We start from the raw sequence: 24,145 nt of genomic DNA, 5'->3' as shown, positions 1-24,145 counted from the left end.
ACAAAGTTCCATTATTTCCTCTATAATCCTATTTCTTTATTCATTGTTAAAAAATTTAACATATCGTGTTAAGAACATAATGTCAAAACCATCGAAAATGGGAGAAATAATCTGAAGTACAGATTTATATTTCAGAAAATTTAGTATTGACAAAAAATTAAGTTATATTTTATATTTATTTTGTGTTAAGTTATATAACATTTGTTTGAATTCTAACATTACCATCATATTAAAGGAGGGATAGAATGTTATCATCGAGTGTCGGGTATCTCATATTGCTTATCTTTGGAATTGTTTTTACAGTGATTACAGTTTTGATCCAACGTCGTCAAGGAGAAGTCATGACGGCAGAACAATTTAGCACCGCAGGCAGGAGTGTCGGAGTGGGTTTAGCGAGTGCTTCCATTATTGCCGCTTGGACATGGGCAGCGACATTAATGATGTCTTCTTCTACCGGATATCAATATGGAATTAGTGGCCCTTATTGGTATGCTGCTGGCGCTACTATTCAAATTTTACTATTTGCGATAGTGGCCATTCATTTGAAACGGAAAGCACCGAATGCTCATACATTTTTAGAATTTATCGCTCAGCGATTTGATAAGAAAAATCACCGATTGATGCTCGTATTCGCTTTAATGACCAATATCATCGTAACGGCAATGGTCATTTTGGGTGGAGCGGTTTCTTTACACTCTTTAACGGGAATGAATGTATATATTGCAGCGCTTTTAATTCCTATCACTTTCACGATTTTCACGGTGATCGGTGGATTAAAAGCTTCCTTTATTGCAGACTACTTAAATACAGTTATTATCTTTGCCATTCTTGCGATTTTTGCAGCGGCTGTTTATTACAAATTCGGTGTTACGGATATTTATGAAGGATTACGTAAAATCCCTGAATCCAAACAAATGATCACAATGGCTTCGATACCGGGACTGTTTTTTGGAATGATCAATATTATTGGTAATTTTGGAACCGTATTTGTGGATCAATCTTATTGGCAGCGCGCCATTGCAAGTACAGAAAGAGCGGCAGCGAAAGCCTATATTTATGGAGGGATTGCTTGGTTTTCAATTCCGTTTACCATAGCCACTTTTCTAGGTGTGGGTGCAGCCGGGTTAGGAATTTCTGTTGACTCGCCGGACTCTGTTGCCCCTATTATGGCGGCCCACGTCATGGGGACTGTTGGATCTATCTTATTTTTAATTATGCTTTTTATGGCTGTGATGTCTACGGGTGTTGCGGAACTGACGGCTATTACAAACATCATCGTTACGGACATTTACCTTCACTCCATCCATCCACAAGCAAACAGTCAAAAAATATTAAGTGTTTCCCGCCAAGTAACCTTATGTGCCGGATTGGCAATGGGGCTATTGTCCATTTTGCTTTTTAAAGTAGGGATAAGCCTTAGTTTCGTTTATATGGCAATGGGAATTTTTATAAGCAGTGCCGTGATTCCTGTTACCCTTGGGTTGTTATGGAAACGGGCAACGAATGAAGGATCTTTTTATGGAGCTTTATTGGGAATGATCAGCGGACTCATCGCATGGGTTTCATCTGCCTATGCCACATCAGGAGAAATTACGATCGAATCGTTAGGCGGGCTTTATCCTATGTTGATTGGAAATTTAACGGTTTTTGTTATTAGTGGTGTTATTTCCATTGGTCATGGATTGCTGTCCAGTCAGGAATTTGATTTTGATTCTTTAAAAGATAAGTTTAAAAGCTACGATGATGACTTATCTGAATATGGAAAGGAAGTTAGCTATGGAGAAACAGCCAATAAATAAAGACGCCAAGTTGTGCATACAGTGGGCTATTTGGTTAACCGTTATTTTGATATTTGTGTGGCCCGGGATTATGTTTATCACAGGATATCAGTATAGTTTATCGTTTTTTAAAGGTTGGACTGTACTTGCTTTCGTATGGTTAATGGTAGCCGGTATTTTTATCACGATCAGACCGTTGATGGAGCTTTTTAAGAAAGATCAATAATATATCGCAAAAAATATTTTAAAAAATCGCAGTTGCTAGCGGGTTTGTAAAATGAGTGAGAATCTGTTGGATGTATTAGAAGGAAATTTGATATAATTATTAGACGAAAAATTCTAAATATTCGATCTTGTGAATGGAGATTTACAAGATCAATTTCATAGTTTGGAACAAGCACTTAAAATAGGAGGTTATCCATGAAACTGACTTCACGTGAAATGGAAAAGCTCATGATTGTAGTGGCGGCTGACTTGGCCCGCCGTCGTAAAGAGCGGGGCTTAAAATTAAATTATCCTGAAGCTGTCGCAATGATTACATATGAAGTGCTGGAGGGGGCGCGGGATGGAAAAACGGTAGCTCAGTTAATGCAATACGGTGCAACGATTCTTACAAAAGAAGATGTAATGGAAGGGGTTGCCGAAATGATCCCGGATATTCAAATTGAGGCAACCTTTCCTGATGGAACAAAGCTTGTCACGGTTCATGACCCGATCCGTTAAATGAGGAGGACGTACGATGATACCAGGGGAGTATGTATTAAAAAAAGAACCTATTTTATGCAATCAAAATAAGCAGAGCATCAAGATTCGCGTGTTAAACCGGGGCGATCGACCTGTTCAGGTTGGTTCCCATTTTCATTTTTTTGAAGTGAATCAATCGCTTCAATTTCATCGTGAAAAAGCATTTGGCATGCGTTTGAATATTCCGGCTGGAACGGCGGTTCGCTTCGAGCCCGGAGATGCGAAAGAAGTAGAAATAATTCCATTTTCAGGTGAACGCAAAGTGTATGGTTTAAATAATTTAACGAATGGATCAGTTGAAATGGGGAAAAGAAAATGAGTTTTTCGATGTCTCGAAAGCAATATGCAGATATGTTTGGACCGACTGTCGGCGATGCTATTCGTTTGGCGGATTCAGAATTGTTTATCGAAATTGAAAAAGACTATACAACCTATGGAGATGAAGTAAAGTTTGGCGGCGGCAAGGTGATCCGAGACGGAATGGGGCAGCATCCTTTGGCGACAAGCGATGAATGCGTCGATCTCATATTAACAAACGCGATTATTGTTGACTATACAGGTATTTACAAAGCGGATATCGGCATAAAAGATGGAATGATTGCCTCCATAGGCAAAGCGGGGAACCCGCTGTTAATGGATGGGGTCGATATGGTGATTGGAGCGGCAACGGAAGTCATAGCCGCAGAAGGGATGATTGTGACAGCCGGAGGAATAGATGCTCATATTCACTTTATTTGCCCTCAGCAAATCGAAACCGCTCTTGCATCGGGTGTGACCACTATGATTGGCGGAGGAACAGGACCCGCTACAGGCACAAATGCCACTACTTGTACACCGGGGCCTTGGAATATCCATCGTATGCTTCAAGCAGCCGAAGAGTTCCCGATGAACTTGGGTTTTTTAGGAAAGGGAAACTGTTCAGATGAGGCTCCTTTAAAGGAACAAATAGAAGCGGGAGCAGTGGGATTAAAGCTTCACGAAGATTGGGGATCGACAGCGGCGGCTATTGATACATGTTTGAAAGTGGCGGATCTATATGATGTGCAAGTAGCGATTCATACCGACACTTTAAATGAAGGTGGATTTGTCGAGGATACATTGAAAGCCATAGACGGTCGAGTGATTCATACCTATCATACAGAAGGAGCTGGAGGCGGGCATGCTCCGGATATTATAAAAGCGGCCGGCTTCCCGAATATTTTGCCTTCTTCTACGAATCCAACTCGACCTTATACTATCAATACTTTGGAAGAGCATTTAGATATGTTAATGGTTTGCCATCACCTAGACGCCAATATTCCGGAGGATATTGCCTTTGCCGATTCACGCATTCGGAAAGAAACCATCGCGGCGGAAGATATTTTACATGATTTAGGCGTATTCAGCATGATTTCGTCCGATTCACAAGCGATGGGGCGCGTAGGAGAAGTGATCATTCGTACGTGGCAAACAGCTGACAAGATGAAAAAGCAAAGAGGGAAGTTACAAGAAGACAAAGGTGTGGGAGACAACTTTCGTGTGAAACGTTATATTGCCAAATATACGATCAATCCAGCAATCGCTCATGGTATTGCGGATTATGTGGGTTCTGTTGAAGTGGGGAAATTAGCTGATTTAGTGGTGTGGAATCCTGCTTTTTTTGGTGTGAAACCTGAACTGGTTTTAAAAGGAGGAATGATTGCTTACAGCACTATGGGAGATCCCAATGCCAGCATTCCGACACCGCAGCCGGTTTTATATCGTCCGATGTTTGCAGCGAAAGGAGATGCCAAATATCAAACGTCTATCACCTTTGTTTCAAAGGCAGCGTATGAAAAAGGCATTCATGAACAGTTGGGTTTGAAGAAAAAGGTGAAACCGGTCTATGGAATTCGAAAATTGACGAAAAAAGATTTAATTTTGAATGATAAAACCCCAAAAATTGACGTCGATCCTCAAACATATGAAGTGAGGGTAGACGGTCAATTAGTGACATGTGAACCGGCAGAAATCGTCCCGATGGCACAACGGTATTTCTTATTTTGAGGTGAGAAAAACATGATGGTTGAAAAAGTAGTCGGAAACATCACGACATTAGAGAAAAGAGTTCCACATATAGAACGGGTTTATATGCGAAGCGATGATTTAGTCAAACGGGTGAAACGGGTTGTGACAGATCATGGCAAAGAGATTGGCATTCGCTTAAAAGAACATCAGGAATTACAAGATGGAGATATTTTATACATGGACGATCACAATATGATTGTGATATCGGTCTTAGAAGATGATGTATTAACGATCAAACCAACATCCATGCAGCAAATGGGGGAAATTGCGCATCAACTTGGCAATCGGCATTTGCCGGCGCAATTTGAAGGAAATGAAATGATTGTGCAATATGACTATTTAGTAGAAGAACTGCTTCAGAAGCTATCGATTCCATTTACACGTGAAAAAAGAAAAATGAAACAAGCATTTCGCCCAATAGGACATCGTCATGAATAGATTATTTTCACTTTTTCAGTTGTGTGATTCCAACTTTCCATCGGGATCGTTTTCTCACTCTTTTGGATTGGAAACATACATTCAAGAAAAAGTGATCACGGATAAAGAAAGCTTTAAGAATGCTATTTCCGTTTATATTCGGAAACAGCTGTTTTTCACAGAAGGCCTTGCTTGCAGACTGGCTTATGAAGCAATGGAACAAAATGAACCATCCACATTGGAGGAGCTTGATCACATTTTATTTGCATCGAACGTTGCGCAAGAAACAAGAAGCGGGAATCAAAGGATGGGGGAACGGATGGCCAAGCTATGTGTGGATCTGTATCCATCTCCTATTTTAATAGAATATACAAACCGGATAAAAGAAAAGAAAGCGTATGGTCATTCTGCCATAGTGTTTGCGATTGTCGCTTACCACTTAAAGGTGACAAAGGAAACGGCAGTTGGAGCCTATTTATTTGCCAATGTATCTGCTCTTGTGCAAAATGCGGTGCGTGGAATTCCGATTGGTCAAACAGACGGTCAAAAGATCTTAGTTGAAATTCAACCTCTTTTAGAGGAAGGGGTAAGAACGATTTCACAATTGCCTAAAGAGGATTTAGGAGCGGTAAGTCCCGGGATGGAAATTGCTCAAATGCGCCATGAACGTTTAAATGTGCGCTTATTTATGTCTTAAAATTCGGAATATAAGGAGTGAGAAACGTGGAACCAATACGTATTGGAATCGGAGGGCCTGTTGGAGCGGGAAAAACGATGCTTGTGGAAAAATTGACGAGAGCCATGCATAAAGAATTGAGCATCGCCGTTGTGACAAATGATATCTATACGAAAGAAGATGCTCAATTTCTTCTGAAGCATGGTGTGCTGCCGGCAGATCGCGTCATTGGTGTGGAAACAGGAGGGTGTCCGCATACAGCTATTCGTGAAGATGCATCCATGAATTTTGCCGCCATTGATGAACTAAAAGAAAGGCATCCCGATCTTGAGTTGATATTTATCGAAAGCGGCGGGGATAATCTAGCCGCTACATTCAGCCCGGAACTAGTCGATTTCTCTATTTACATTATTGATGTAGCGCAAGGGGAAAAAATTCCGCGTAAAGGTGGACAAGGGATGATTAAATCTGATCTTTTTATCATCAATAAAATTGATCTCGCTCCGTACGTTGGAGCCAGTTTAGAGGTTATGGAGCGCGATACTCTGGCAGCGAGAGGGGATAAGCCATATATTTTTACCAATTTAAAAGATGAAATCGGTCTTGCAGAAGTATTGGAATGGATTAAAACCAATGCACTTTTGTACGGATTGGAATCATGAAATATACAGGAGTATTACAAGTATCTGCCGCCAAAAAACGGCAAAAAACCATTATCTCATCTTGCTATCATGAAGGGGCCTTAAAAGTGAGCCGTCCCATTTATCTTGAAAAGGATCTACCTTTCTTATATCTCATTCATGTTGGCGGAGGTTATGTAGACGGGGATGTCTATTTAACCAATCTCAACGTGGAAGAAGAAGCTGAGCTGGCGGTTACAACGCAATCCGCCACAAAAGTATATAAAACACCAAAGAAGCCTGTTGTTCAGAAAACGAACATCCACTTAAAAAAAGGAAGCGTTCTTGAATACTTGCCGGATTCTTTAATTGCTTATAAAGAAGCACGTTTTATACAAGAAACGACCGTTCATATAGAAGAGGATTCCGGTTTTTTTTACAGCGATGTCATTACACCAGGTTGGGCGGAAGATGGGAGTTTGTTTCCTTATGATTGGATTCGTTCGAAATTAAAAGTATATAAAAAAGACCGGCTTGTGTTGTTTGATCATTTACGGCTTGAGCCGGATGAAGATATGTCCGGAATGTTGCAAATGGACGGATATACTCATATCGGCACTTTTTTGATCTTTCATCAGAAAGCAGATAAAACATTTCTTGACCGTTTATATGATGAAATGGAGGCTTTTGATTCCGACGTTCGATTTGGTATGACATCATTGCCGGCTAGCGGCATTATTTTACGTATACTTGCACGTAGTACGGGTATCATTGAGAACATGATTTCTCGCGCTCATTCATTTGCCAGACGAGAGTTATTAGGCAAGAATGGTGTCACTTGGCGAAAGTATTGAAAGATAGGGTGAGGAATAAACGATATTAGGAGGCTTATAGATGGACCAAGTAGACTTGCTTTCCGTTTTAACTTTAGGATTCGTTCTTGGAATAAAACATGCTATGGAGCCGGATCATGTGATAGCTGTATCAACGATTGTTTGTCAAAGCAAAAAACTTTGGAGATCCTCTTTAGCCGGAGTCTTTTGGGGGATCGGGCATACATCCACATTACTTATATTTGGAATGACTATTATTTTGATGAAGAAAAAAATTTCACAAGAATGGTCGATGTCATTAGAGTTTTTAGTCGGAATCATACTCGTTTATTTTGGAATTTCAGCCATTCTTTCTCTTAAGAAAACGCATGAACATTCTCATTCACGTCTTCATCTTCATACAGATCATCCTATTTATACATATAAAGGGATTCCCTATGTTAAATCTCTTTTTATTGGGATCATTCATGGACTTGCCGGTAGTGCAGCCATGGTATTGTTGACAATGAGTACAGTAGAAAAGGCATGGGAAGGTCTTCTTTATATTCTGTTTTTTGGCGCCGGAACGGTTTTGGGCATGCTTTGCTTTACGACTTTAATTGGGATCCCATTCACACTGAGTGCCAAAAAGATTCGTATTCACAATGCCTTCATTCAAATAACAGGCTTTATCAGCACGGTATTCGGAATTCATTATATGTATAATTTAGGTGTAACCGAAGGCTTATTTAAACTTTGGATACGGTAAATGGGAACAAGAAAATGTTTTTTGCTGCATCATGATAAGATCATTCGTTCCATCATAATGGCGAACGGTATTAAAAACTATTGGCAGGATGATGGGTGGTTTGACAGATGCTTGGAGATCTTTTTTCTAAGCCAAAAACAAGGGCGGGGTCTTTACCGTTTTTGGTTAGGAAATAAAAAAACAAGGGAATCGTGATTAGACGAAAGATTCCCTTGTTTTTCTTTTCTGCGCTTGCTAAGTGTTCCTACACTCTTTTCTTTTGAAAGGCTGCAATACTTTCATATTCTTCTTTTAACAGTCGAGAAAGACGAATGTAGATAGGAATTAATTCTTTATAGACGGATACATGTTCTGGATTCGGTACATGATGATGGGTGGCGCCTACCATTTCCGATACTACGTGTAATGAATGAATTTCACCTAGACTATATAAGCCAAGGATAGCAGCTCCCAAACAAGAACTTTCAAAACTTTCCGGTATATATACCTCTTGATCGAAGATGTCCGCCATCATTTGACGCCAGAGTGGGGATCTGGCAAAGCCTCCGGTGGCTTGAATTTTTTTCGGCTCACCGATTAATTCTTCTAAGGCAAGCAGAACGGTGTATAAGTTGAAAATAACTCCTTCCAAAACAGCACGAATTAGATGTTCTTTTTTATGATGCAAACCTAATCCAAAGAAAGAGCCTCTTGCATTGGCATCCCACAATGGAGCCCGTTCTCCGGCTAAATACGGATGAAATAATAATCCGTCCGATCCGGGATTGACTTTTGCCGCTATCTCTGTCAACACTTCATATGGATCTTTCCCTAAACGCTTCGCTGTTTCGACCTCTGAAGAACCTAGTTGATCGCGAACCCATCGGAAAATCATGCCTCCGTTGTTGACCGGGCCTCCAATGACCCAATGGTTTTCAGTCAATGCATAACAAAAGATTCTTTCTTTAGGATCGGTTACAGGGCGGTTCGTTACGGTTCGGATAGCACCGCTTGTCCCAATGGTGACAGCCACAACTCCGGGATCTATTGCATTTACTCCTAAATTGGATAATACGCCATCACTGGCTCCTACCACAAAAGGAGTGGACGGGTGCAAATTCATTTCTTTTGCAAACGTTTCATCCAATCCTGTTAAACGATAAGTAGTTGGAACAGGACGTGACAACTGTTCTTCTGATATACCGGCGATATGTAGAGCCTCTTCATCCCATTTTAAGGAATTTAAATGAAACATTCCTGTTGCGGAGGCAATCGAATAATCAATCACATATTCCTTAAATAGCTTATAAAAGATATATTCTTTTATTGATATGAATTTATAGCTGCGTGCAAATATTTCGGGATGCTCATTTCGAAGCCATGTCAACTTAGAAAGAGGAGACATCGGATGGATAGGCGTTCCGGTCCGCCGATAAATCTCATGGCCATTCATTTCCTTTTTTATTTTTTCGGCCCATTTTGCGCTTCTGTTATCCGCCCAGGTGATGCAATTCGTTAAAGGCTTGCCTTCTTTGTCTACAGCAATGACGCTGTGCATGGCGGAACTAAAGGAAACGCAAAGAATATCAGATGGCTGAACATGGCTATCTTGTATCGTTCTCTTAATGGTGTTGACCACAGCGCGGAAAATTTCTTCCGGATCTTGTTCTGCCGTTTCTGGTGTAGGGGAGAATAAAGAATATTCAATTCCATGTCTTGAAATAACGGATCCTTCTGCGGAAAACAAAACGGATTTTGTACTGGTTGTTCCAATATCTACACCGATTACATATTTTGAACTCATGATTTTTTCCTCCTTACAAATACCTGACAACCTAAGTGCTCTCTTTTCCGATAAGCGCCTTTCTTTCTTTAGCAACAAGCTATTATCAGTAAGGTCCAGTCCTGTTTTCATCGGTTCTTTTCTTTACACAGGTTGATGACATGAACCGTTTTAAGCCACTCCATCTCTTAAGGATTAAAAATTTTTCCATCATTTCCTTTTTACAATCTTCTGCCATCGTTTGCATCATACCATATTCTGTCCTATTTTGTTTTCATCAGCTCATGTTGTTGAATTCTCAAAGAGATAAACTCCCTCTACGGATGTGTAGAAGGAGTTTTGTTTTTATACAAACATATTAAGCAGCAAAGCGCCTGCAAAAGCGGTAAATGAAAGGATTGTTTCCAATACGGTCCATGTTTTAAACGTTTCTTTCATGGATAATCCTAAATATTCTTTTACCATCCAGAATCCGGCATCGTTTACGTGTGAGAACATTAAGGAACCTGCACCCGTTGCGATCACGAGCAATTCCAGATTGACACCGGACATATGTTCAATAATAGGTGAAACGATGCCAGCCGCTGTGGTTAAGGCGACGGTTGCTGAACCTGTAGCAATACGAATTAATCCTGATATCATAAAGGCTAAAACAAGGGGAGACAGAGATAGATGTTGGGACATATGACCAATGGTCGTACCAACACCGCTATCGATAAGGATTTGTTTAAATCCACCGCCGGCTCCAATGATTAAAATGATGGAACCAACAGGCAGCAAGCATTGATCTGTTAATTTCTTAATGTCTTTTTTACTCATTCCTTGACGAATTCCAAGGAAGTAGAATGCTGCGAAACAAGCGATCAGAAGCGCAATGATAGGGCTTCCAATGAATTCGAAAAATTTCATGAAGCCTTTAGGCAGTGGCAAATATGGTGCAACGGCCGATAAAATCATTAACAATACAGGCAATAAAATGATGAAGAACGAAAGTCCTGTACTAGGTAATGTTTTCGCTGTCATATTGACGCGAATTAACTCCGGTTCGCTTTCAGGAATGACGCGTTTATGAACCCATTTTGCAAATAATGGTCCTGCGATAATGGCTGCAGGAAGCGCAATAATCAAGGAATAAAGAAGCACTTTTCCAAGATTGGCATTGTAAATCTGGATCGCGGCAATCGCTCCCGGATGCGGCGGCACAAGACCGTGTACGATCGATAAACCGGCAATGACAGGCAAAGCGATTAATAAAATGTTTTGTTTCGTCGTTTTATGAATAGAAATGACTAATGGCAATACAATCAAAATTCCGACTTCAAAGAACACAGGAATTCCAATAATAAACCCTGAAAGAAGCATGGCCCAGGGCAATTTCTTTACACCGAAAAGCCGAACGAAGAAATTGGCCACTTGCATTCCAGCGCCTGATTCTGACATCATCTGTCCTAAAATGATGCCTAATGCCAAAATTCCGACTAAATGGCCTAATACACCCCCAACTCCGGTTTCATAGGCAGTTACGATTTTATCCAAGGACATTCCGGACATGATCGCTAAGAACAAACTGGCGACAAGCAAGCTGATAAACGCATGCCATTTCCACCATGATACTCCTAAAATAACAATGAGAATGGCCAAAAATGTAATGGTCAACAAATATAGATCCATACTTCATTTCACCTTCCTTTTATACGGTAATCGTTTTCAAAAAAGTTGAAAACGATACTGTCATGTTTTTGTTGTGTTAGGGGGTCACAAATTTCCTTTTCGGATGGGACTGAATGTAATCACTGCAGCACAACTAATAATTGAAAGCATTTTCATTTTGTAAGTAAATTATATGAAAAAATTTTTCGTAAATCAATAGAATTTTATTTAAAAAAAAACCGTTTTTGTTTTTTTTTTAAATAAAATTCTATTGATTTACAAAAAATTTTTTGTAAACAAGAGAAAAATTACGAGAAATATCATAAGAAATCGAAATCATTATATTCCTATAGAAAGTGAAAATGGGTATTTATAACTCTTATCCTGAATCCGTGACAAAACATCTTTACAATGGTCGCAAACCGTTGATACGATAAGGAAAAACGACGTTGACGATTCTTCATCAAGTAGGTGATGTGATGAAAGATTTCCCGATTCGGTTTGTATTGACAGATGAAGCGATTACCCCAAGTGCTGGGCTTGCTCTCGTTGGCTACTTACTCCATCGAACGAAACTGGATAAACGGGTAAACGCACTTCGGCTTCCAACGGTTCGTCGAGAAGTGCACATTTCCCATAGCGATGTCATTCGCTCGATGATTGGCTTGCTTGCCACAGGAAAAACGGATTTCGATCATATCGAAGCGTATCGTCAGGACGATATCTTTTCGGCATCGATGGGGATTCAGCACGTGCCTTCCTCTCCAACCTTGCGACAACGACTCGATCAGCTCGCTTGTCTTCCGATGACCGAAACGATTCTTTGGGAGGAGTCCATACGTCTGTTGATTCAACGACATGCCACTTTGTCCCCTTGTTGGACCAAAGGAAAGACGACATGGCTTCCCCTTGATATAGATGGTTCCCCATTTGACAACTCCGATACGAAAAAAGAAGGAGTCAGTCGAACGTATAAAGGATTTGACGGTTTTACACCGTTGTTTGCGTATGCAGGGAAGGAAGGGGATCTCGTTCATGCCGAGTTGCGTCCAGGGAAACAACATGTGCAAGACAACATGCCCTCGTTTTTAGTCACCGCTATCCGTCGAGCTCGTCAACTGACTTCATCTCGTCTGCTTGTTCGCATGGATGCAGGAAACGATGCAGAAGCGAATGGGCACGTATGCCTAAAGGAAGACGTGGACTTTGTCATCAAGCGAAACTTACGCCGAGAATCGAAAGCGCTTTGGTTCCAGATCGCTTCGCAAAAGGGCAAACGTGTCGATGATGGACAAAGCGAAGGAGTACAAACCTATGAGCTATGCCTTCCACAGAAGGCAGCGATCGATGGAAACACGTATACGTACGTTCAAGTCACCCAAGTGACGGAACGGACGATGGAACGCAATGGACAGCTGATGCTCGTTCCTGATTATGAAGTGGAAAGCTATTGGGTGCGGCTCAAAGGATACGAGCATGTTCGAATGAGCGATGTGCTCGCGTTGTATCATGACCATGCGACAGGCGAACAGTTTCATAGCGAACTGAAGAGCGACTTAGATTTAGAGCGGCTTCCATCTGGGAAGATGAAAACGAATGCGCTCGTGTTGGTCATGGGAGCCTTCGTTTACAATCTTCTTCGTCTGATTGGACAAGATCTATTAAGCGATCCGAGACATCCGTTGCACCACAAAGTGAAACGCCGCCGCATCAAGACGATTATTCAGACGGTGATCACGATGGCAGGGCGACTCGTCCGTCGATCACGACAGATCTGGATGAAACGGACGCGAAGGAGTGGCTATAGCGAGCCCCTACTGAACGTCTATCAGAAATGGAGAGAGGCAAGATAACGAACGAATGTTCGGGCACTGATGTCCAACGTCACTCCCTGTGCTTTTTTGTCTATTTTTTTGGTTCGTATACCTAAAAAAAGAGATTTGTTCCATTTTCGGAAATAGAGATGACATAGGTCATAAGCATAAAAAGGGTTTTATGGATTATCAATCCATCAAAATTACAACAAAATCAAAGTCGATTTCAATTCATCACGGATTCAGGTTAAATTTAATGATAGGATTTTTGAGAATATATGAACTTTTTATTTGTACAATGAAAATGCCATGAACATTGAAGCTTGAAATTCTAAGTCAAGAAGCCGCACAGGTCATCGATTCATGGCGTTCAGTTTCTTCCGTTCATATGAAATCATTTAGATAATCCGAAGATCTTCAAAGAAAAGGATTTTTTCAATTAGACGGAGTTTATTTACACGGGAACTGTTATTTTTGCAAAAAATTAGTTATCTATTACTTCGCCAAACGAAAAAAAGAAGCTATCCAAATGGACGGCTTCTTTTTCGCATGGCTGTTGCTAAGAAAAGATGGAACTTGTTATATTGAAATCATTGCAAACAGCCCTTTGATGAATGATATTTTCGTTCATTTAATTCGAATTGGTAGCAACGACTTTTTTTCTATTTTTCAGTTTCGATTCTTTTTCACCTTTTTTGTTCGACAAGTGGATTTGTTTTAAGAAAAGGGTACACGCTGCTCCAGCTACGACAAACCATAAACCTACAAAAAACACGCTATGCAAGGAATCCATTAAGGATGTTTTTAAAATCGGCACCATTTGATTGGACAATTCAGGAGGCATCTGTTTCAACGTTTTTGGATTAAAGAGCATTTGGAACAAACCTTCTGGATTGTCTGCTATCATCTGTTTAAATTTTGATACGATAGGTCCCGCCTGTGCAGGCAATGTATTTAAAAATGGAACTAGTTTGTCTGTCAATAATGTTCCGGATGTGCTATTCATGACAGCTCCTAAAACGGTAATGCCAAAAGTACCTCCAATAGAACGGAAAAATTGGCTGGAAGAGGTGACAACCCCCAGTTCTTGCTTTGAAAAACTTTCTTGAAGAGCCAAAGTAATTGTTGGCATCACGAACCCTAACCCTAAACCTATCACAACCATATAAGATGTTGCGACTAACTTGCTTGTATCCATATCTAAAGTAGTTAATAAAAAGAGTCCACCGGCCATAATGAACATCCCTATCATGATTTGCAGTTTGATGCCCATCTTGTAAACGAACTGGCCGCCGATAATGCTTGTAATAATCATGGAAATCATCATCGGTGTCATGATCGTTCCGGATTGAGTAGCACTGACTCCAATAATGCCTTGCATAAAAAACGGAACAAACGTAACGGCTCCAAACATTCCAATCGTCATAAAGAATCCAATTAAATTCAAGAAAACGAATGTTCTATTTCTGAACAAATGCAAAGGAAGAATCGGTTCTTTCGCTTTCCTTTCCACGATCACGAAACTCACTAAACCGATGGCTGCCAATGCAAACAGACCGATAATTTGCCATGAATTCCAATCGTAGTCTTTTCCGCCTAAACTAAGCGCAAGAAGCAAGCTGACGGTTCCGACCATCATCGTAAACATACCGGCAATGTCAAAGTGAATAGGGCCTGTATGTTTGTGTTTTTGTAATCCTAAGGCGATAAAGATGGTGGCTAAAATTCCAACAGGGAGGTTGATATAAAATACCCATTTCCAGTTTAATGAGTCGACAATCCATCCGCCGATTTGCGGACCAATGACAGAAGCGAGGCCATAAATTCCGCCAAAAATTCCTTGGAATTTGGCGCGCTGCTCTCCCGTAAATGTATCCCCGATGACAATCATAGCCATCGGCATCATGATTCCGCCGCCAATTCCTTGTATACCACGATAGATAATTAGCTCTGTCATGTTATGGGCCATTCCGCAAAGTGCTGATGCCCCCATAAAAATAATCAGTCCTGCAACATATACCACTCTGCGGCCTAATAAATCCGATAATTTTCCTGCGATCGGAACAATAGTAGTAGAAGTAAGCAAATAAGCGGTAGTAAGCCATGTCATCATACTTAATCCGCCTAGGTCTCCTACGATTTTTGGCATAGCGGTTCCCACAATGGTTCCGTCAAGCGCAGAAAAGAACATCGCAATAATAAGACCAATCAATAATATCGTACGATTATGATTTGTATCCATCGTTTTATCCATATCCATAGCTCCTTTTTTCTTTTGTATCATCTATAAACGGGATGTTTCGTTATCTTAAGTTAACGAAACAACATGTTGATCCTTTATCCTTCAGTCTGTTCGTTCTTCTATTTGTTCTTTTTCTGTGTAATTTGCAAGTTTTTCGGCGGTCTCCGCCATAAACGAAAGTTCATCTTCTGTCAAATAGGAAAGGTATTTGGTTATGGTGGCTTTTCTACTTTCCAAAATGGTTTCCAACATATTTTCTCCTTGTTTGGTCAGTCTAATATTGACCACTCTTCTATCCTTTTGATCATGCTCGCGCATAATGAGTTTGTTCTGTTCAAGGCGATCCATCATAAATGTTACGGCACTTGGTTTTACACCCAGGTGATCGGCTAATTGAGAAATGTTGCATCTTCCTTGTGTTTTTAATAAAGACAGAACAAATAGTTGTGTAGGTGTTATCCCATGATCATGTAGACTTTCCGACATTTCCGGATGTATTTTTTGGTAAACGAAGTGACTGGCCGATTGAATTCGTGCAATGTAGTCGCAAACATCCCTCATAATAGGATTCCCCTTATTAATTAATGGAGATAAATATAAACTTTATAAATATTTATTTTATATAAAATTCCATTCCATTAAATATAAAGGGTATTTAAATAAAAATCAATGGTTTTTTTTAATACTAACGAGTTATATTCACTCATTTATGGAAACATCCTCTATTTATCGTTCTTTTTTCATGTCAAAAAAATCTGCAGGATGAACCTTTTCATACAAACGGTATTTTTTTCACAAAACTTTATATGATATTCCGATCAAGTTTTGAACATTCCTCTTGAGGATAGGATGCATCAGGAAATTTCATTTTATATTCTATTGACCTAATTGGTCAATAGGTTATGATGAAATTGACCAAATCGGTCAATAACGGTAAATAAATGGGGGGATCATCATTTGTTTTCCAATTTCTTTCAAATAAATCCAGAAAAGCAAGAACGAATTTTAAATGCGGCACTAAAAGAATTTGCCAAACATGGTTATGAAAAAGCGTCCACCAATGGGATTGTAAAAGAAGCCAATATCTCAAAAGGGCTGCTTTTTCACTATTTCAAAAATAAAAAGGAATTGTTTTTATTTTTGTATGACTATTTTGTAGAGATGATCATGGATGAGTTTTACGCGAAAATCGATTGGAATGAAAAAGACTTGTTCATGAGATGGCGAGAATGCGCAGTCCTGGAATTTGAATTAATGAAGAAATATCCCGATATCTTCAATTTCTTTATAGCCGCCTCTCAAGAAGAATCCGACGAGGTAAAAAAAGAGTTAGAGCAAAGGAATAACGAAATATTGGTCAGCAGCTATCAAAAATTATTTACCGATATTGATACTTCAAAATTTAAACAAGGCCTTGATATAAACAGAGCTATCAAAATTATCATGTGGACGATGGAAGGATTATCAAATGAACAGCAAAAAAAGATGAAGCAATTCTCTTTGAAGCATTTCGATATGGATGAAATATTATCGGAAATGGATCATTATTTAAATCTGCTTAAGGAATCTTTTTATGATGAAACCGAAGATTGAGAAAGTCTGCATTATTAAAAAAGGGGGTTCAAAGAATGAATGTCATTGAAATCAACCACTTGACGAAAACCTATGGAAAGGCAAGAGGAATTACGGATATTAGTTTTACGGTTGAACAAGGTGAGATTTTTGGATTCATCGGACCAAATGGTGCGGGAAAGTCGACGACCATAAGAACGTTATTGTCTCTCATTTATCCGACAAGCGGAAATGCCAAGATTTTCGGAAAAGACTGTATAAAATATGCTCCTGAAATCAAAAAAGACATCGGGTATTTGCCTTCAGAAGTTTTTTATTATGACAATATGAAGGTGATAGATTTGCTGAAATATTCAGCCAGCTTTTATAAAAAAGATTGCAGCAAGAGAATGAAAGAATTAGCTGAAATAATGGATTTGGATCTGAATAAAAAAATAGATGATTTATCTTTGGAGAACAAAAAGAAGGTTGGGATCGTTCAAGCGCTGCTCCATGAGCCAAAGCTGATGATTTTTTGATATAAAAAATAAATTGATAATCAGTTATTGACAAAAAGAGCGAAAACCATGACTAAAAAGTCATGGTTTAAACTTGTCTTTAATAACTGGATAAAATGCTTTGTGCTTGTTGGTTCAATAGGATAAAGTTGCGAAATCTTTGTGTAACAGTGAATGATTCAAATAAGGTGAAATGAATCATGGATAACCATTTGCGGAGGCAAGATCTGCTCACTGGGAGATTGAAGATGAGGGCAAGGAGTGAGACTTAGCGAATGCACAGGATTTTTCAATCTTTCCTTGTGTTTGTGATGTAAAAAATCATTATAAGCGACAGCTAATTTTGGAGTCGGCAGACAGCTCACAGAAATGATCAACGGTTTGGTCGTATTAAACTTGTCGTTGTTGATTGGAGTATTTAACAACCGGCCATTTTTCTTTACGTAGTGCGTTCATCAATTCTGGTCCTGCATGCAAGTTGTCCGCTACCAGCTCCCGAGGAGTAAGCGCCATCCACTGATTTAGTGACACATCGGCAAAACGGTCACTCTTGAACATCTCCAGAAACCATAGGCTTTGGTCACCGGTGTTCTGGATGTAGTGTCCGAAGGCGAACGGCACATATCCTACATCGCCGGCCCGGTAATTGAAAGTTCGCGCCTTGCCATTTGCTGCGAATACGGTCATGCGTCCCGTGCCCGATAGGTAATACTGCCATTCATCGTTATTCGGGTGCCAATGCATTTCCCTCATAGCGCCTGGCTTGATTTCTACCAATGCCGCCGCAACGGTAGTTGAAATGGGGAAGTTGGTGGAATCGACTATACGCACTGTCCCGCCCGGAGTGACGAGCGGTTCCTGCGCAAGCAACCGGTGTGTGAAGCTTTTGGGCACCGTTCCATAAGGGTCCGGTATCTTTTGGCTCTCCAAAGGACCGGGAACTTTTGATTGGTAAATGTATCGTTGTTTTTTGGGTATATGAGCAAAGGCGTTTTCTGATACGCCGAAATTTGCGGACAGTACGTCTTTCGGTGTGTGCGCGAACCAATCTGAGATGGAGAAGGTGTCGAAGTCGGAGAAGTTGCCGTCATCGAAAACAAGCAGAAACTCGCAGCCTTCTTCAAGCCCTTGGATGGAGTGTGGAATGCCGGGGGGAAAGTACCATAGATCCCCGTGGCCGACGTCCGCAATAAAGTTCCGACCGTTCTGATCGACGGCGGTGATGCGCGCCCGGCCCATAATCATGAAGGCCCATTCCGCTTGTTTATGCCAATGCAGCTCACGAACACCCCCAGGGGTCAGACGCATGTTCACGCCTGCCAGTGTGGTTGCGATCGGCAGCTGTCTTACCGTTACTTCTCGTGACCAACCACCATGATTTAACTGCATATTGGTGTCGGAAAAAGAGAACTTCAAGTTAGGGATCGTTCCGGCATCGGTGGCAGGCGGAACCAGCATGTCGGGGTTCTCCAGGTCCCTCATGATGTCCCGCGGACCGAAATCGGTTGCACCGGCGCCATCATCTCTTATAGGATGAGGCACATGGCCATAATAATGCTGATTCCGAGTTCGATTGTCCATGAAACACGCTCCCCTTCCTCAGATCATGCAATAAGTCATTTATCTCCATTCTATGATCGCTTTGTTGTGTGTATGTTTTATTCTTTATGGCTTGCATTTGGTTGGTGAAATCTATTTATGTGTCGCTATTTCGCACTTATTTTTTGTTGGTTTAACAGGGCGGCCTGTTCTTGCCTTCTTTTTTGGCTGGACAGATAGACGCCGATAAAGACGAGGAGTCCTCCTAAAATCTGCACGAAAGTAATAGGGTTCCCCATGAGCAGGCTTAGAAGAGCGGTAAATACCGTGATCAAATTCAAATAAATTCCCGCTCGGCTGGGGCCAATTTCCCGAATGGACGCATTCCAGAAAACAAAAGATCCGACGGAGGGAAAAATTCCAATGTATAAGATTCCTATCGCGGCTTCTTTGCTAAGAGGAAAGTGGACGCCGGAAACAAGAATAAAAGGAAGAAGCATCACCAATCCCAATAATACGGATACCGCAGTAGCAGAAATGGGGGGAACGTTTTGAATCTTTTTCCCTAAAATGGAATAAAACGTCCAAACGAGGATGTCCAAGAGCATGAAGAGATCGCCTCGGTTATAGTCAATGAGAAAAATTTGCTCCAAGTGTCCTTTCGTTAAAACAAGAAGAACCCCCAGAAGGGAAATGACGAGGCCGAAGCCGTTCACCAGCGAAATTCTTTCCTTTAAAAGAATGGCGGAAAAAAGGACGATGACTGCCGGATTGATCGAATTGACCAGCGCTGCATTTAAGGAGGTCGTAAACCGCAAGGCCTCATATAAAAGAAGGTTATACCCTAAAATCCCCAACAGCGACAGAACGATGAGAATTTTCCACTGGTTCCAAACGTTTTTCCAATCCGGACGTTCAATCCAATGAGCGAGAGGGAATAAAAGAAAGATCGCAATCACCCAACGGGAAAATGTCATTTGTAAAGGAGACATTTCGGCCACTACATATTTTCCGAACACATAATTACCTGCCCAAAATAAATTGGCTAGGACTAGAAACAAAAAGACTTGGTATTTTTTCATCGCTATTCCTCGCTTTTCTTTCCGTTTTTCAATGAATCTTTACAATAGTTCCTAAAGATTCATTGAGTCGCATTCACAAAAATAAAAAATCGATTTCCGTTCATGATCCTTTTGAAATTTTTTAAATCATTTTGTGTTGATGGGAAAATCGATCCGTTTCAGATTGGGGGGGCGGTGTTGTTTAGAGAACATAAAATCGACGTTTCGGTTTCATTGATAAAAAGACATATCACCCGTGAATACCGGAATGATATGTCTTTCTAAATACATTTTATTATTTCCATATATCTTGGGCAATTTGAACGACATGGCGCAGTTTCGCCCATTGCTGTTCTTCCGTTAACAAGTTGCCTTCTTCTGTTGAAGCAAAACCGCACTGTGTGCTTAAACATAATTGGTTTAAATCAACATAATGGGAGGCTTCATCAATGCGCCGTTTAATATCGTCTGGATTTTCCAGTTCTCCCGCTTTTGATGTGATTAAGCCGAGCACAATTTTCAAATCGGATCGATTCACGAATCGGAGCGGTTCAAAGCCGCCAGCTCGGTCGCTGTCATATTCGAGGAAAAAGGCGTCTATATTCAATCCGTTAAACAGGACTTCTGCTACCGGCTCATAGCCGCCGGAAGAAAACCATGTCGAGCGATAATTGCCACGGCAAATGTGCATGGTAATCGTCATATCATCCGGACGGACCGCCACAGCTTCGTTTATTAACTTCATGTATGTAGTGCTCAATTGATCGGGGTCTACTCCTTGAGCCAGCATTTCTTCTCTTTTCTCGGTTGAACACAGGGCGCCCCAAGACGTATCATCGAGCTGCAAGTAGCGACAGCCTGCATCATAAAAAGCTTGTATCGCCTTTTGATAAGTTTTAGCTAAATCATGGAAAAATTCTTCTTCGTCCCCGTAAGCGGTTTTTTCGATTTTGCCTCTTAAATGAAGCATACTTGGACTTGGAATGGTCATTTTAGCAATATGGCTGCCGGCGATGCTATGGAGATATTGATAATCTTCCAGCATAGGGTGGTCTGTGAAATCCAATTTTCCTGTCACTTTAATTCCATGAGACTTTGTTTGCATTTGATGAAATGAAATGCCGCTTTCTGTTTCATAGCTTTCGACGCCGTCAAGGTTTTCAAGGAAATCAAAGTGCCACCATGCTCGGCGAAATTCACCATCTGTCACGGCTTGAAGCCCGATTTCTTTTTGTTTTTCAACGATCCGTGCGATTTCTTCATTTTCAATCAGCCGCAATTGGTCAGCTGTTATTTCGCCTGCTGCTCTTTGAGAACGAGCTTTTTGAATCCGTTTTGATCTTAACAAACTGCCCACTTGATCCGCACGAAACGGCGGTTTTTTGGTTTGCAGTGATTGAATTGTGTGTTGTTCCAAAGTTGTTCCCTTCCTTCCTTTAAATAATTAAATTAAATGGTATCAAATATTCAGATAGAAGTAAATATTTTGAAACATAAAACAGGTCTGTCATATCGATCGTTTCTGCATACTTGATTCTATTTCTCGGAAATGTGGCCCTATTTAAAAAAGAAATTGAAGGATCTTAGCTTCTTTTCTACCAAAATTCTGTTTTCTGATTGTCTGTAAAAAGAAAAACGAACCCAGATGTAAGATGGGTTCGTTTGATGTGTTTTTTAGCCAAAACATAACGGTAAGGATCATGCATTGGCCTTTTGTTCAAACAGTTTGATGATTTCAATAATCACGTTCGTTGCTTTTACCATATTGTCGGCGGAAATGTATTCATATTTGCCGTGGAAGTTTTCTCCGCCTGCAAAAAGATTAGGTGTCGGGAGGCCCATGTACGATAGCTGTGCGCCGTCGGTACCTCCTCGGATCGGTGTAACTTTCGGTTCAATGTCTAAATTTTTCATCGCTTCGTACGCAATGTCGACAATTTCTTTGACCGGTTCGATTTTTTCTTTCATATTATAATATTGATCTTTGAGTTCCAACAAAATATTATCTTTCCCGTATATATTTCTGAATTCTTCTACAATCTTTTCTAATTGGGCTTTTCGGGCGTTGAATTGTTCTCGATCAAAATCCCTGATGATGTAGTGCAAAGTTGTTTGTTCGACATCACCGTTGATCGCAAGCAAATGATAGAATCCTTCGTATCCTTCCGTATATTCAGGTGATTCCTTTTCCGGCAGTTTACGATGGAGTTCCATGGCAATCTTTGTCGAGTTCACCATTTTCCCTTTCGCTGTTCCGGGATGTACGTTGTTGCCTTTGATCGTAATTTTGGCAGCGGCAGCGTTAAAGTTTTCATACTCCAGTTCGCCGAGTGGGCCGCCGTCCACTGTGTAAGCATATTTTGCATCAAAAGCGTCTACATTGAATTTATGAGGACCTCTTCCAATTTCTTCATCCGGTGTAAACGCCACTCTTACCTTTCCGTGCTTAATTTCTGGATGATCCAATAAATAAGCCATAGCCGTCATGATCTCGGCAATCCCCGCTTTATCATCGGCGCCGAGAAGAGTGGTGCCGTCAGTGGTAATCAACGTGTGGCCTTTATAGTTAGCCAGTTCAGGAAAATCTTTTGGCGAAAGTACGACATTTAGAGATTTATTTAAGATAATGTCACCGCCGTCATAGTTTTCGACAATTTGCGGTTGAACGCCGGCACCGGTAAAATCAGTCGCTGTATCCAGATGGGCCAAAAATCCAATGGTCGGGACATTTTTTTCCGTATTGGCCGGAAGAGTGGCCATCACATAGCCGTTTTCATCCACTGTCACATCTTCCATGCCGATCGCTTTTAATTCGTCCACAAGCATGCGGGCAAGCGTCCACTGGCCGGGAGTAGATGGACAAGTGTTGCTGTTTTCATCAGATTGAGTGTCCACTTTGACATAAGAAATAAATCTTTCCATTACTTCCTTTTTCATTTTCGTTCATCTCCTCACGTTTTATTTTATATTATACTCTTCCGAGAGGATACATACTTTCTCGGATGTTTTCTACAATCGAGAAAACCAACAATTTTTTATTTTCCTTTTTTTCACGCGAACACCTTCTTTTTTGCTGACAAAGATCGTTTTCAATGAAACTCGTAAGCCGATTGAGATTTTGATCCAAAATGCAAGAAAAATTTTATTTTAAGTCCAACAATGGTTTTTAGCACTCACTTTTTTATTTTCAAGGCTTTGAATCGACCGAATGTTTAGGCTTTCTCAATAAAAATCTATGGCATACGATTTTTGATATAATAATATGACCTTTAAACATTTCATTAAAACTAAATAAGAAGTAGAGGTAAATGTATGAAAAAAAGAATTTTTGTAGTCGGAATCGTTTTCCTGGCCATTTTTCTTCTTTTGTATGGTACTTACAAATTAATGAATTCACGAACATACCAGCTATTCGGAGGGTTAACCAACCAGGTTGAAACAAGTCAAAAAGTTGTGGCTTTGACCTTTGATGATGGGCCTACAAAGAATGTCGTTCAACTGTTGCCTCTTTTGGATAAATACAATGCGAAAGCCACTTTTTTTGTCATTGGGAATGAGTTGGAAAAGAATCTGGAGGAAGGAAAGAAAATAGCACAAGCAGGACATCAAATTGGCAATCATAGCTATTCCCATAAGCGAATGGTCTTTAAAACCCCTTCCTTTATTCAACAGGAAATTGAAAAAACCAATACGTTAATCAGAAAAACAGGTTATAAAGGGCCCATCGATTTTCGACCACCTAATGGCAAAAAATTGGTGGGATTACCGTATTAGTATTACTTAAATAAACATCATATGGATACCATCACTTGGAATCTTGAACCAGACACCTATTATACTTCCGTTTCTGACAAAGTCGATTATGTAGAAAAAAATGTGAAACCCGGGTCTATTATTTTGATGCATCCAATGTATGATGATACGGGAAAAGAGTTAAAAGCCATTGAAGGAATATTAGCGGCCTTGTCCAAAGAAGGCTACAAATTCGTCACGGTGAATCAGTTGCAAAAATGGAAAAACAATTAGTCTGAAAATGGGTGGACATTCATACTATATGTAAACTATTGAGGTTTACATCACTTCATTAGTGATTTTAGGAAAAAAGAAAATATTAGCAGATTCCTGTTATCATGTTAGCGACTTTGC

General features: G+C 40.4%; 20 protein-coding genes and 2 pseudogenes. 14 read left to right on the top strand and 8 right to left on the bottom strand.

From position 1 onward, the window contains the following. Positions 1 to 245 precede the first annotated feature (245 nt). The 10 genes from BSM4216_RS15590 (at position 246) to BSM4216_RS15545 (ending at position 7,862) form a co-directional block, all read left to right on the top strand. The gene (locus BSM4216_RS15590; RefSeq protein WP_048624312.1) at positions 246 to 1,799 is read left to right on the top strand and encodes a sodium:solute symporter family protein; all 1,554 of its coding nucleotides are present in this window, start codon (positions 246 to 248) and stop codon (positions 1,797 to 1,799) included. After that, entirely contained in the window at positions 1,777 to 2,004 is a 228-nt protein-coding gene (locus BSM4216_RS15585; RefSeq protein WP_048624311.1) for a hypothetical protein, read from the top strand. Before BSM4216_RS15590 ends, BSM4216_RS15585 begins: the two co-directional genes overlap by 23 nt. A 194-nt stretch (positions 2,005 to 2,198) precedes the next feature. Next, positions 2,199 to 2,501 (top strand): urease subunit gamma, encoded by a 303-nt coding sequence (locus BSM4216_RS15580; protein WP_048624310.1) that lies wholly within the window; start codon positions 2,199 to 2,201, stop codon positions 2,499 to 2,501. 16 nt (positions 2,502 to 2,517) lie between these two features. Further along, positions 2,518 to 2,841, top strand: a complete 324-nt coding sequence (locus BSM4216_RS15575) for an urease subunit beta (RefSeq protein ID WP_048624309.1) — start codon at positions 2,518 to 2,520, stop codon at positions 2,839 to 2,841. Beyond that, on the top strand, positions 2,838 to 4,547 hold the full coding sequence (ureC, locus tag BSM4216_RS15570) for an urease subunit alpha (protein ID WP_048624308.1): 1,710 nt from the start codon (positions 2,838 to 2,840) through the stop codon (positions 4,545 to 4,547). Before BSM4216_RS15575 ends, ureC begins: the two co-directional genes overlap by 4 nt. Before the next feature lie 12 nt (positions 4,548 to 4,559). Continuing rightward, positions 4,560 to 5,006, top strand: a complete 447-nt coding sequence (gene ureE / locus BSM4216_RS15565; RefSeq protein WP_048624307.1) for an urease accessory protein UreE — start codon at positions 4,560 to 4,562, stop codon at positions 5,004 to 5,006. Further along, a complete protein-coding gene (locus tag BSM4216_RS15560) occupies positions 4,999 to 5,682 on the top strand; it encodes an urease accessory protein UreF (RefSeq protein ID WP_048624306.1) in 684 nt (227 codons plus the stop codon). Before ureE ends, BSM4216_RS15560 begins: the two co-directional genes overlap by 8 nt. Positions 5,683 to 5,708: 26 nt before the next feature. Continuing rightward, positions 5,709 to 6,323, top strand: coding sequence for an urease accessory protein UreG (gene ureG, locus BSM4216_RS15555; protein ID WP_003354884.1), 615 nt, complete (start codon positions 5,709 to 5,711; stop codon positions 6,321 to 6,323). After that, positions 6,320 to 7,135 carry an urease accessory protein UreD gene (locus tag BSM4216_RS15550; RefSeq protein ID WP_048624305.1) on the top strand — a complete coding sequence of 272 codons (816 nt, stop codon included), beginning with the start codon at positions 6,320 to 6,322 and terminating at the stop codon, positions 7,133 to 7,135. Before ureG ends, BSM4216_RS15550 begins: the two co-directional genes overlap by 4 nt. A 40-nt stretch (positions 7,136 to 7,175) precedes the next feature. Continuing rightward, complete coding sequence (locus BSM4216_RS15545; protein ID WP_048624304.1) at positions 7,176 to 7,862, top strand: urease accessory protein UreH domain-containing protein; 687 nt, start codon at positions 7,176 to 7,178, stop codon at positions 7,860 to 7,862. Between the two features lie 244 nt (positions 7,863 to 8,106). On the opposite strand, the gene gntK is transcribed toward BSM4216_RS15545, so the two are convergent. Together gntK and BSM4216_RS15530 are read right to left on the bottom strand one after the other, a co-directional pair. Further along, the gene (gntK, locus tag BSM4216_RS15535) at positions 8,107 to 9,648 is read right to left on the bottom strand and encodes a gluconokinase (protein WP_174521030.1); all 1,542 of its coding nucleotides are present in this window, start codon (positions 9,646 to 9,648) and stop codon (positions 8,107 to 8,109) included. A 321-nt stretch (positions 9,649 to 9,969) separates the two neighbouring features. After that, on the bottom strand, positions 9,970 to 11,295 hold the full coding sequence (locus tag BSM4216_RS15530) for a GntT/GntP/DsdX family permease (RefSeq protein ID WP_003354888.1): 1,326 nt from the start codon (positions 11,293 to 11,295) through the stop codon (positions 9,970 to 9,972). A 458-nt stretch (positions 11,296 to 11,753) separates the two neighbouring features. On the opposite strand from BSM4216_RS15530, the gene BSM4216_RS15525 reads away from it, so the two are divergent. Continuing rightward, complete coding sequence (locus BSM4216_RS15525) at positions 11,754 to 13,127, top strand: IS1380 family transposase (protein ID WP_048624384.1); 1,374 nt, start codon at positions 11,754 to 11,756, stop codon at positions 13,125 to 13,127. A gap of 592 nt (positions 13,128 to 13,719) precedes the next feature. On the opposite strand, the gene BSM4216_RS15520 is transcribed toward BSM4216_RS15525, so the two are convergent. Both BSM4216_RS15520 and BSM4216_RS15515 read right to left on the bottom strand, forming a co-directional pair. Then, entirely contained in the window at positions 13,720 to 15,342 is a 1,623-nt protein-coding gene (locus BSM4216_RS15520) for an MDR family MFS transporter (RefSeq protein WP_156179276.1), read from the bottom strand. A 90-nt stretch (positions 15,343 to 15,432) separates the two neighbouring features. Next, a complete protein-coding gene (locus BSM4216_RS15515; protein ID WP_048624300.1) occupies positions 15,433 to 15,891 on the bottom strand; it encodes a MarR family winged helix-turn-helix transcriptional regulator in 459 nt (152 codons plus the stop codon). A gap of 396 nt (positions 15,892 to 16,287) precedes the next feature. On the opposite strand from BSM4216_RS15515, the gene BSM4216_RS15510 reads away from it, so the two are divergent. Both BSM4216_RS15510 and BSM4216_RS15505 read left to right on the top strand, forming a co-directional pair. Continuing rightward, complete coding sequence (locus tag BSM4216_RS15510) at positions 16,288 to 16,923, top strand: TetR/AcrR family transcriptional regulator (protein ID WP_048624299.1); 636 nt, start codon at positions 16,288 to 16,290, stop codon at positions 16,921 to 16,923. 35 nt (positions 16,924 to 16,958) lie between these two features. Further along, positions 16,959 to 17,414, top strand: a pseudogene (locus BSM4216_RS15505) (ABC transporter ATP-binding protein); the annotation flags it as partial. 375 nt (positions 17,415 to 17,789) lie between these two features. On the opposite strand, the gene BSM4216_RS15500 reads toward BSM4216_RS15505, so the two are convergent. The 4 genes from BSM4216_RS15500 to pepT all read right to left on the bottom strand — a co-directional run bounded on the left by BSM4216_RS15500 (position 17,790) and on the right by pepT (position 22,936). Further along, positions 17,790 to 18,980: an oxalate decarboxylase family bicupin gene (locus BSM4216_RS15500; RefSeq protein ID WP_048624298.1), complete on the bottom strand. Its 1,191-nt coding sequence runs from the start codon at positions 18,978 to 18,980 to the stop codon at positions 17,790 to 17,792. A gap of 125 nt (positions 18,981 to 19,105) precedes the next feature. Beyond that, positions 19,106 to 20,020: a DMT family transporter gene (locus BSM4216_RS15495; RefSeq protein WP_048624297.1), complete on the bottom strand. Its 915-nt coding sequence runs from the start codon at positions 20,018 to 20,020 to the stop codon at positions 19,106 to 19,108. A 274-nt stretch (positions 20,021 to 20,294) separates the two neighbouring features. Next, positions 20,295 to 21,416, bottom strand: coding sequence for a 5-methyltetrahydropteroyltriglutamate--homocysteine S-methyltransferase (locus BSM4216_RS15490; protein WP_048624296.1), 1,122 nt, complete (start codon positions 21,414 to 21,416; stop codon positions 20,295 to 20,297). A 281-nt stretch (positions 21,417 to 21,697) separates the two neighbouring features. Next, entirely contained in the window at positions 21,698 to 22,936 is a 1,239-nt protein-coding gene (pepT, locus tag BSM4216_RS15485; RefSeq protein ID WP_003354897.1) for a peptidase T, read from the bottom strand. Between the two features lie 375 nt (positions 22,937 to 23,311). Here pepT and BSM4216_RS15480 point away from each other — a divergent pair. Next, positions 23,312 to 24,025, top strand: a pseudogene (locus BSM4216_RS15480) (polysaccharide deacetylase family protein). Positions 24,026 to 24,145 lie beyond the last annotated feature (120 nt).

The organism is Bacillus smithii, assembly GCF_001050115.1.
Taxonomy (GTDB): Bacteria; Bacillota; Bacilli; order Bacillales; family DSM-4216; genus Bacillus_O; species Bacillus_O smithii.
This window is presented reverse-complemented; position numbering and strand designations above follow the sequence as displayed.

What these genes read in the sequence shown, in the direction of transcription:
- BSM4216_RS15500 (WP_048624298.1), bottom strand. Translation starts at nt 18,980, where the DNA reads ATGGACAATCGAACTCGGAATCAGCATTATTATGGCCATGTGCCTCAT.
- BSM4216_RS15545 (WP_048624304.1), top strand. Translation starts at nt 7,176, where the DNA reads ATGGACCAAGTAGACTTGCTTTCCGTTTTAACTTTAGGATTCGTTCTT.
- BSM4216_RS15590 (WP_048624312.1), top strand. Translation starts at nt 246, where the DNA reads ATGTTATCATCGAGTGTCGGGTATCTCATATTGCTTATCTTTGGAATT.
- ureC (WP_048624308.1), top strand. Translation starts at nt 2,838, where the DNA reads ATGAGTTTTTCGATGTCTCGAAAGCAATATGCAGATATGTTTGGACCG.
- BSM4216_RS15530 (WP_003354888.1), bottom strand. Translation starts at nt 11,295, where the DNA reads ATGGATCTATATTTGTTGACCATTACATTTTTGGCCATTCTCATTGTT.
- ureE (WP_048624307.1), top strand. Translation starts at nt 4,560, where the DNA reads ATGATGGTTGAAAAAGTAGTCGGAAACATCACGACATTAGAGAAAAGA.
- pepT (WP_003354897.1), bottom strand. Translation starts at nt 22,936, where the DNA reads ATGAAAAAGGAAGTAATGGAAAGATTTATTTCTTATGTCAAAGTGGAC.
- BSM4216_RS15550 (WP_048624305.1), top strand. Translation starts at nt 6,320, where the DNA reads ATGAAATATACAGGAGTATTACAAGTATCTGCCGCCAAAAAACGGCAA.
- BSM4216_RS15575 (WP_048624309.1), top strand. Translation starts at nt 2,518, where the DNA reads ATGATACCAGGGGAGTATGTATTAAAAAAAGAACCTATTTTATGCAAT.
- BSM4216_RS15495 (WP_048624297.1), bottom strand. Translation starts at nt 20,020, where the DNA reads ATGAAAAAATACCAAGTCTTTTTGTTTCTAGTCCTAGCCAATTTATTT.
- BSM4216_RS15580 (WP_048624310.1), top strand. Translation starts at nt 2,199, where the DNA reads ATGAAACTGACTTCACGTGAAATGGAAAAGCTCATGATTGTAGTGGCG.
- BSM4216_RS15560 (WP_048624306.1), top strand. Translation starts at nt 4,999, where the DNA reads ATGAATAGATTATTTTCACTTTTTCAGTTGTGTGATTCCAACTTTCCA.
- BSM4216_RS15585 (WP_048624311.1), top strand. Translation starts at nt 1,777, where the DNA reads ATGGAGAAACAGCCAATAAATAAAGACGCCAAGTTGTGCATACAGTGG.
- BSM4216_RS15520 (WP_156179276.1), bottom strand. Translation starts at nt 15,342, where the DNA reads ATGGATAAAACGATGGATACAAATCATAATCGTACGATATTATTGATT.
- BSM4216_RS15515 (WP_048624300.1), bottom strand. Translation starts at nt 15,891, where the DNA reads ATGAGGGATGTTTGCGACTACATTGCACGAATTCAATCGGCCAGTCAC.
- BSM4216_RS15525 (WP_048624384.1), top strand. Translation starts at nt 11,754, where the DNA reads ATGAAAGATTTCCCGATTCGGTTTGTATTGACAGATGAAGCGATTACC.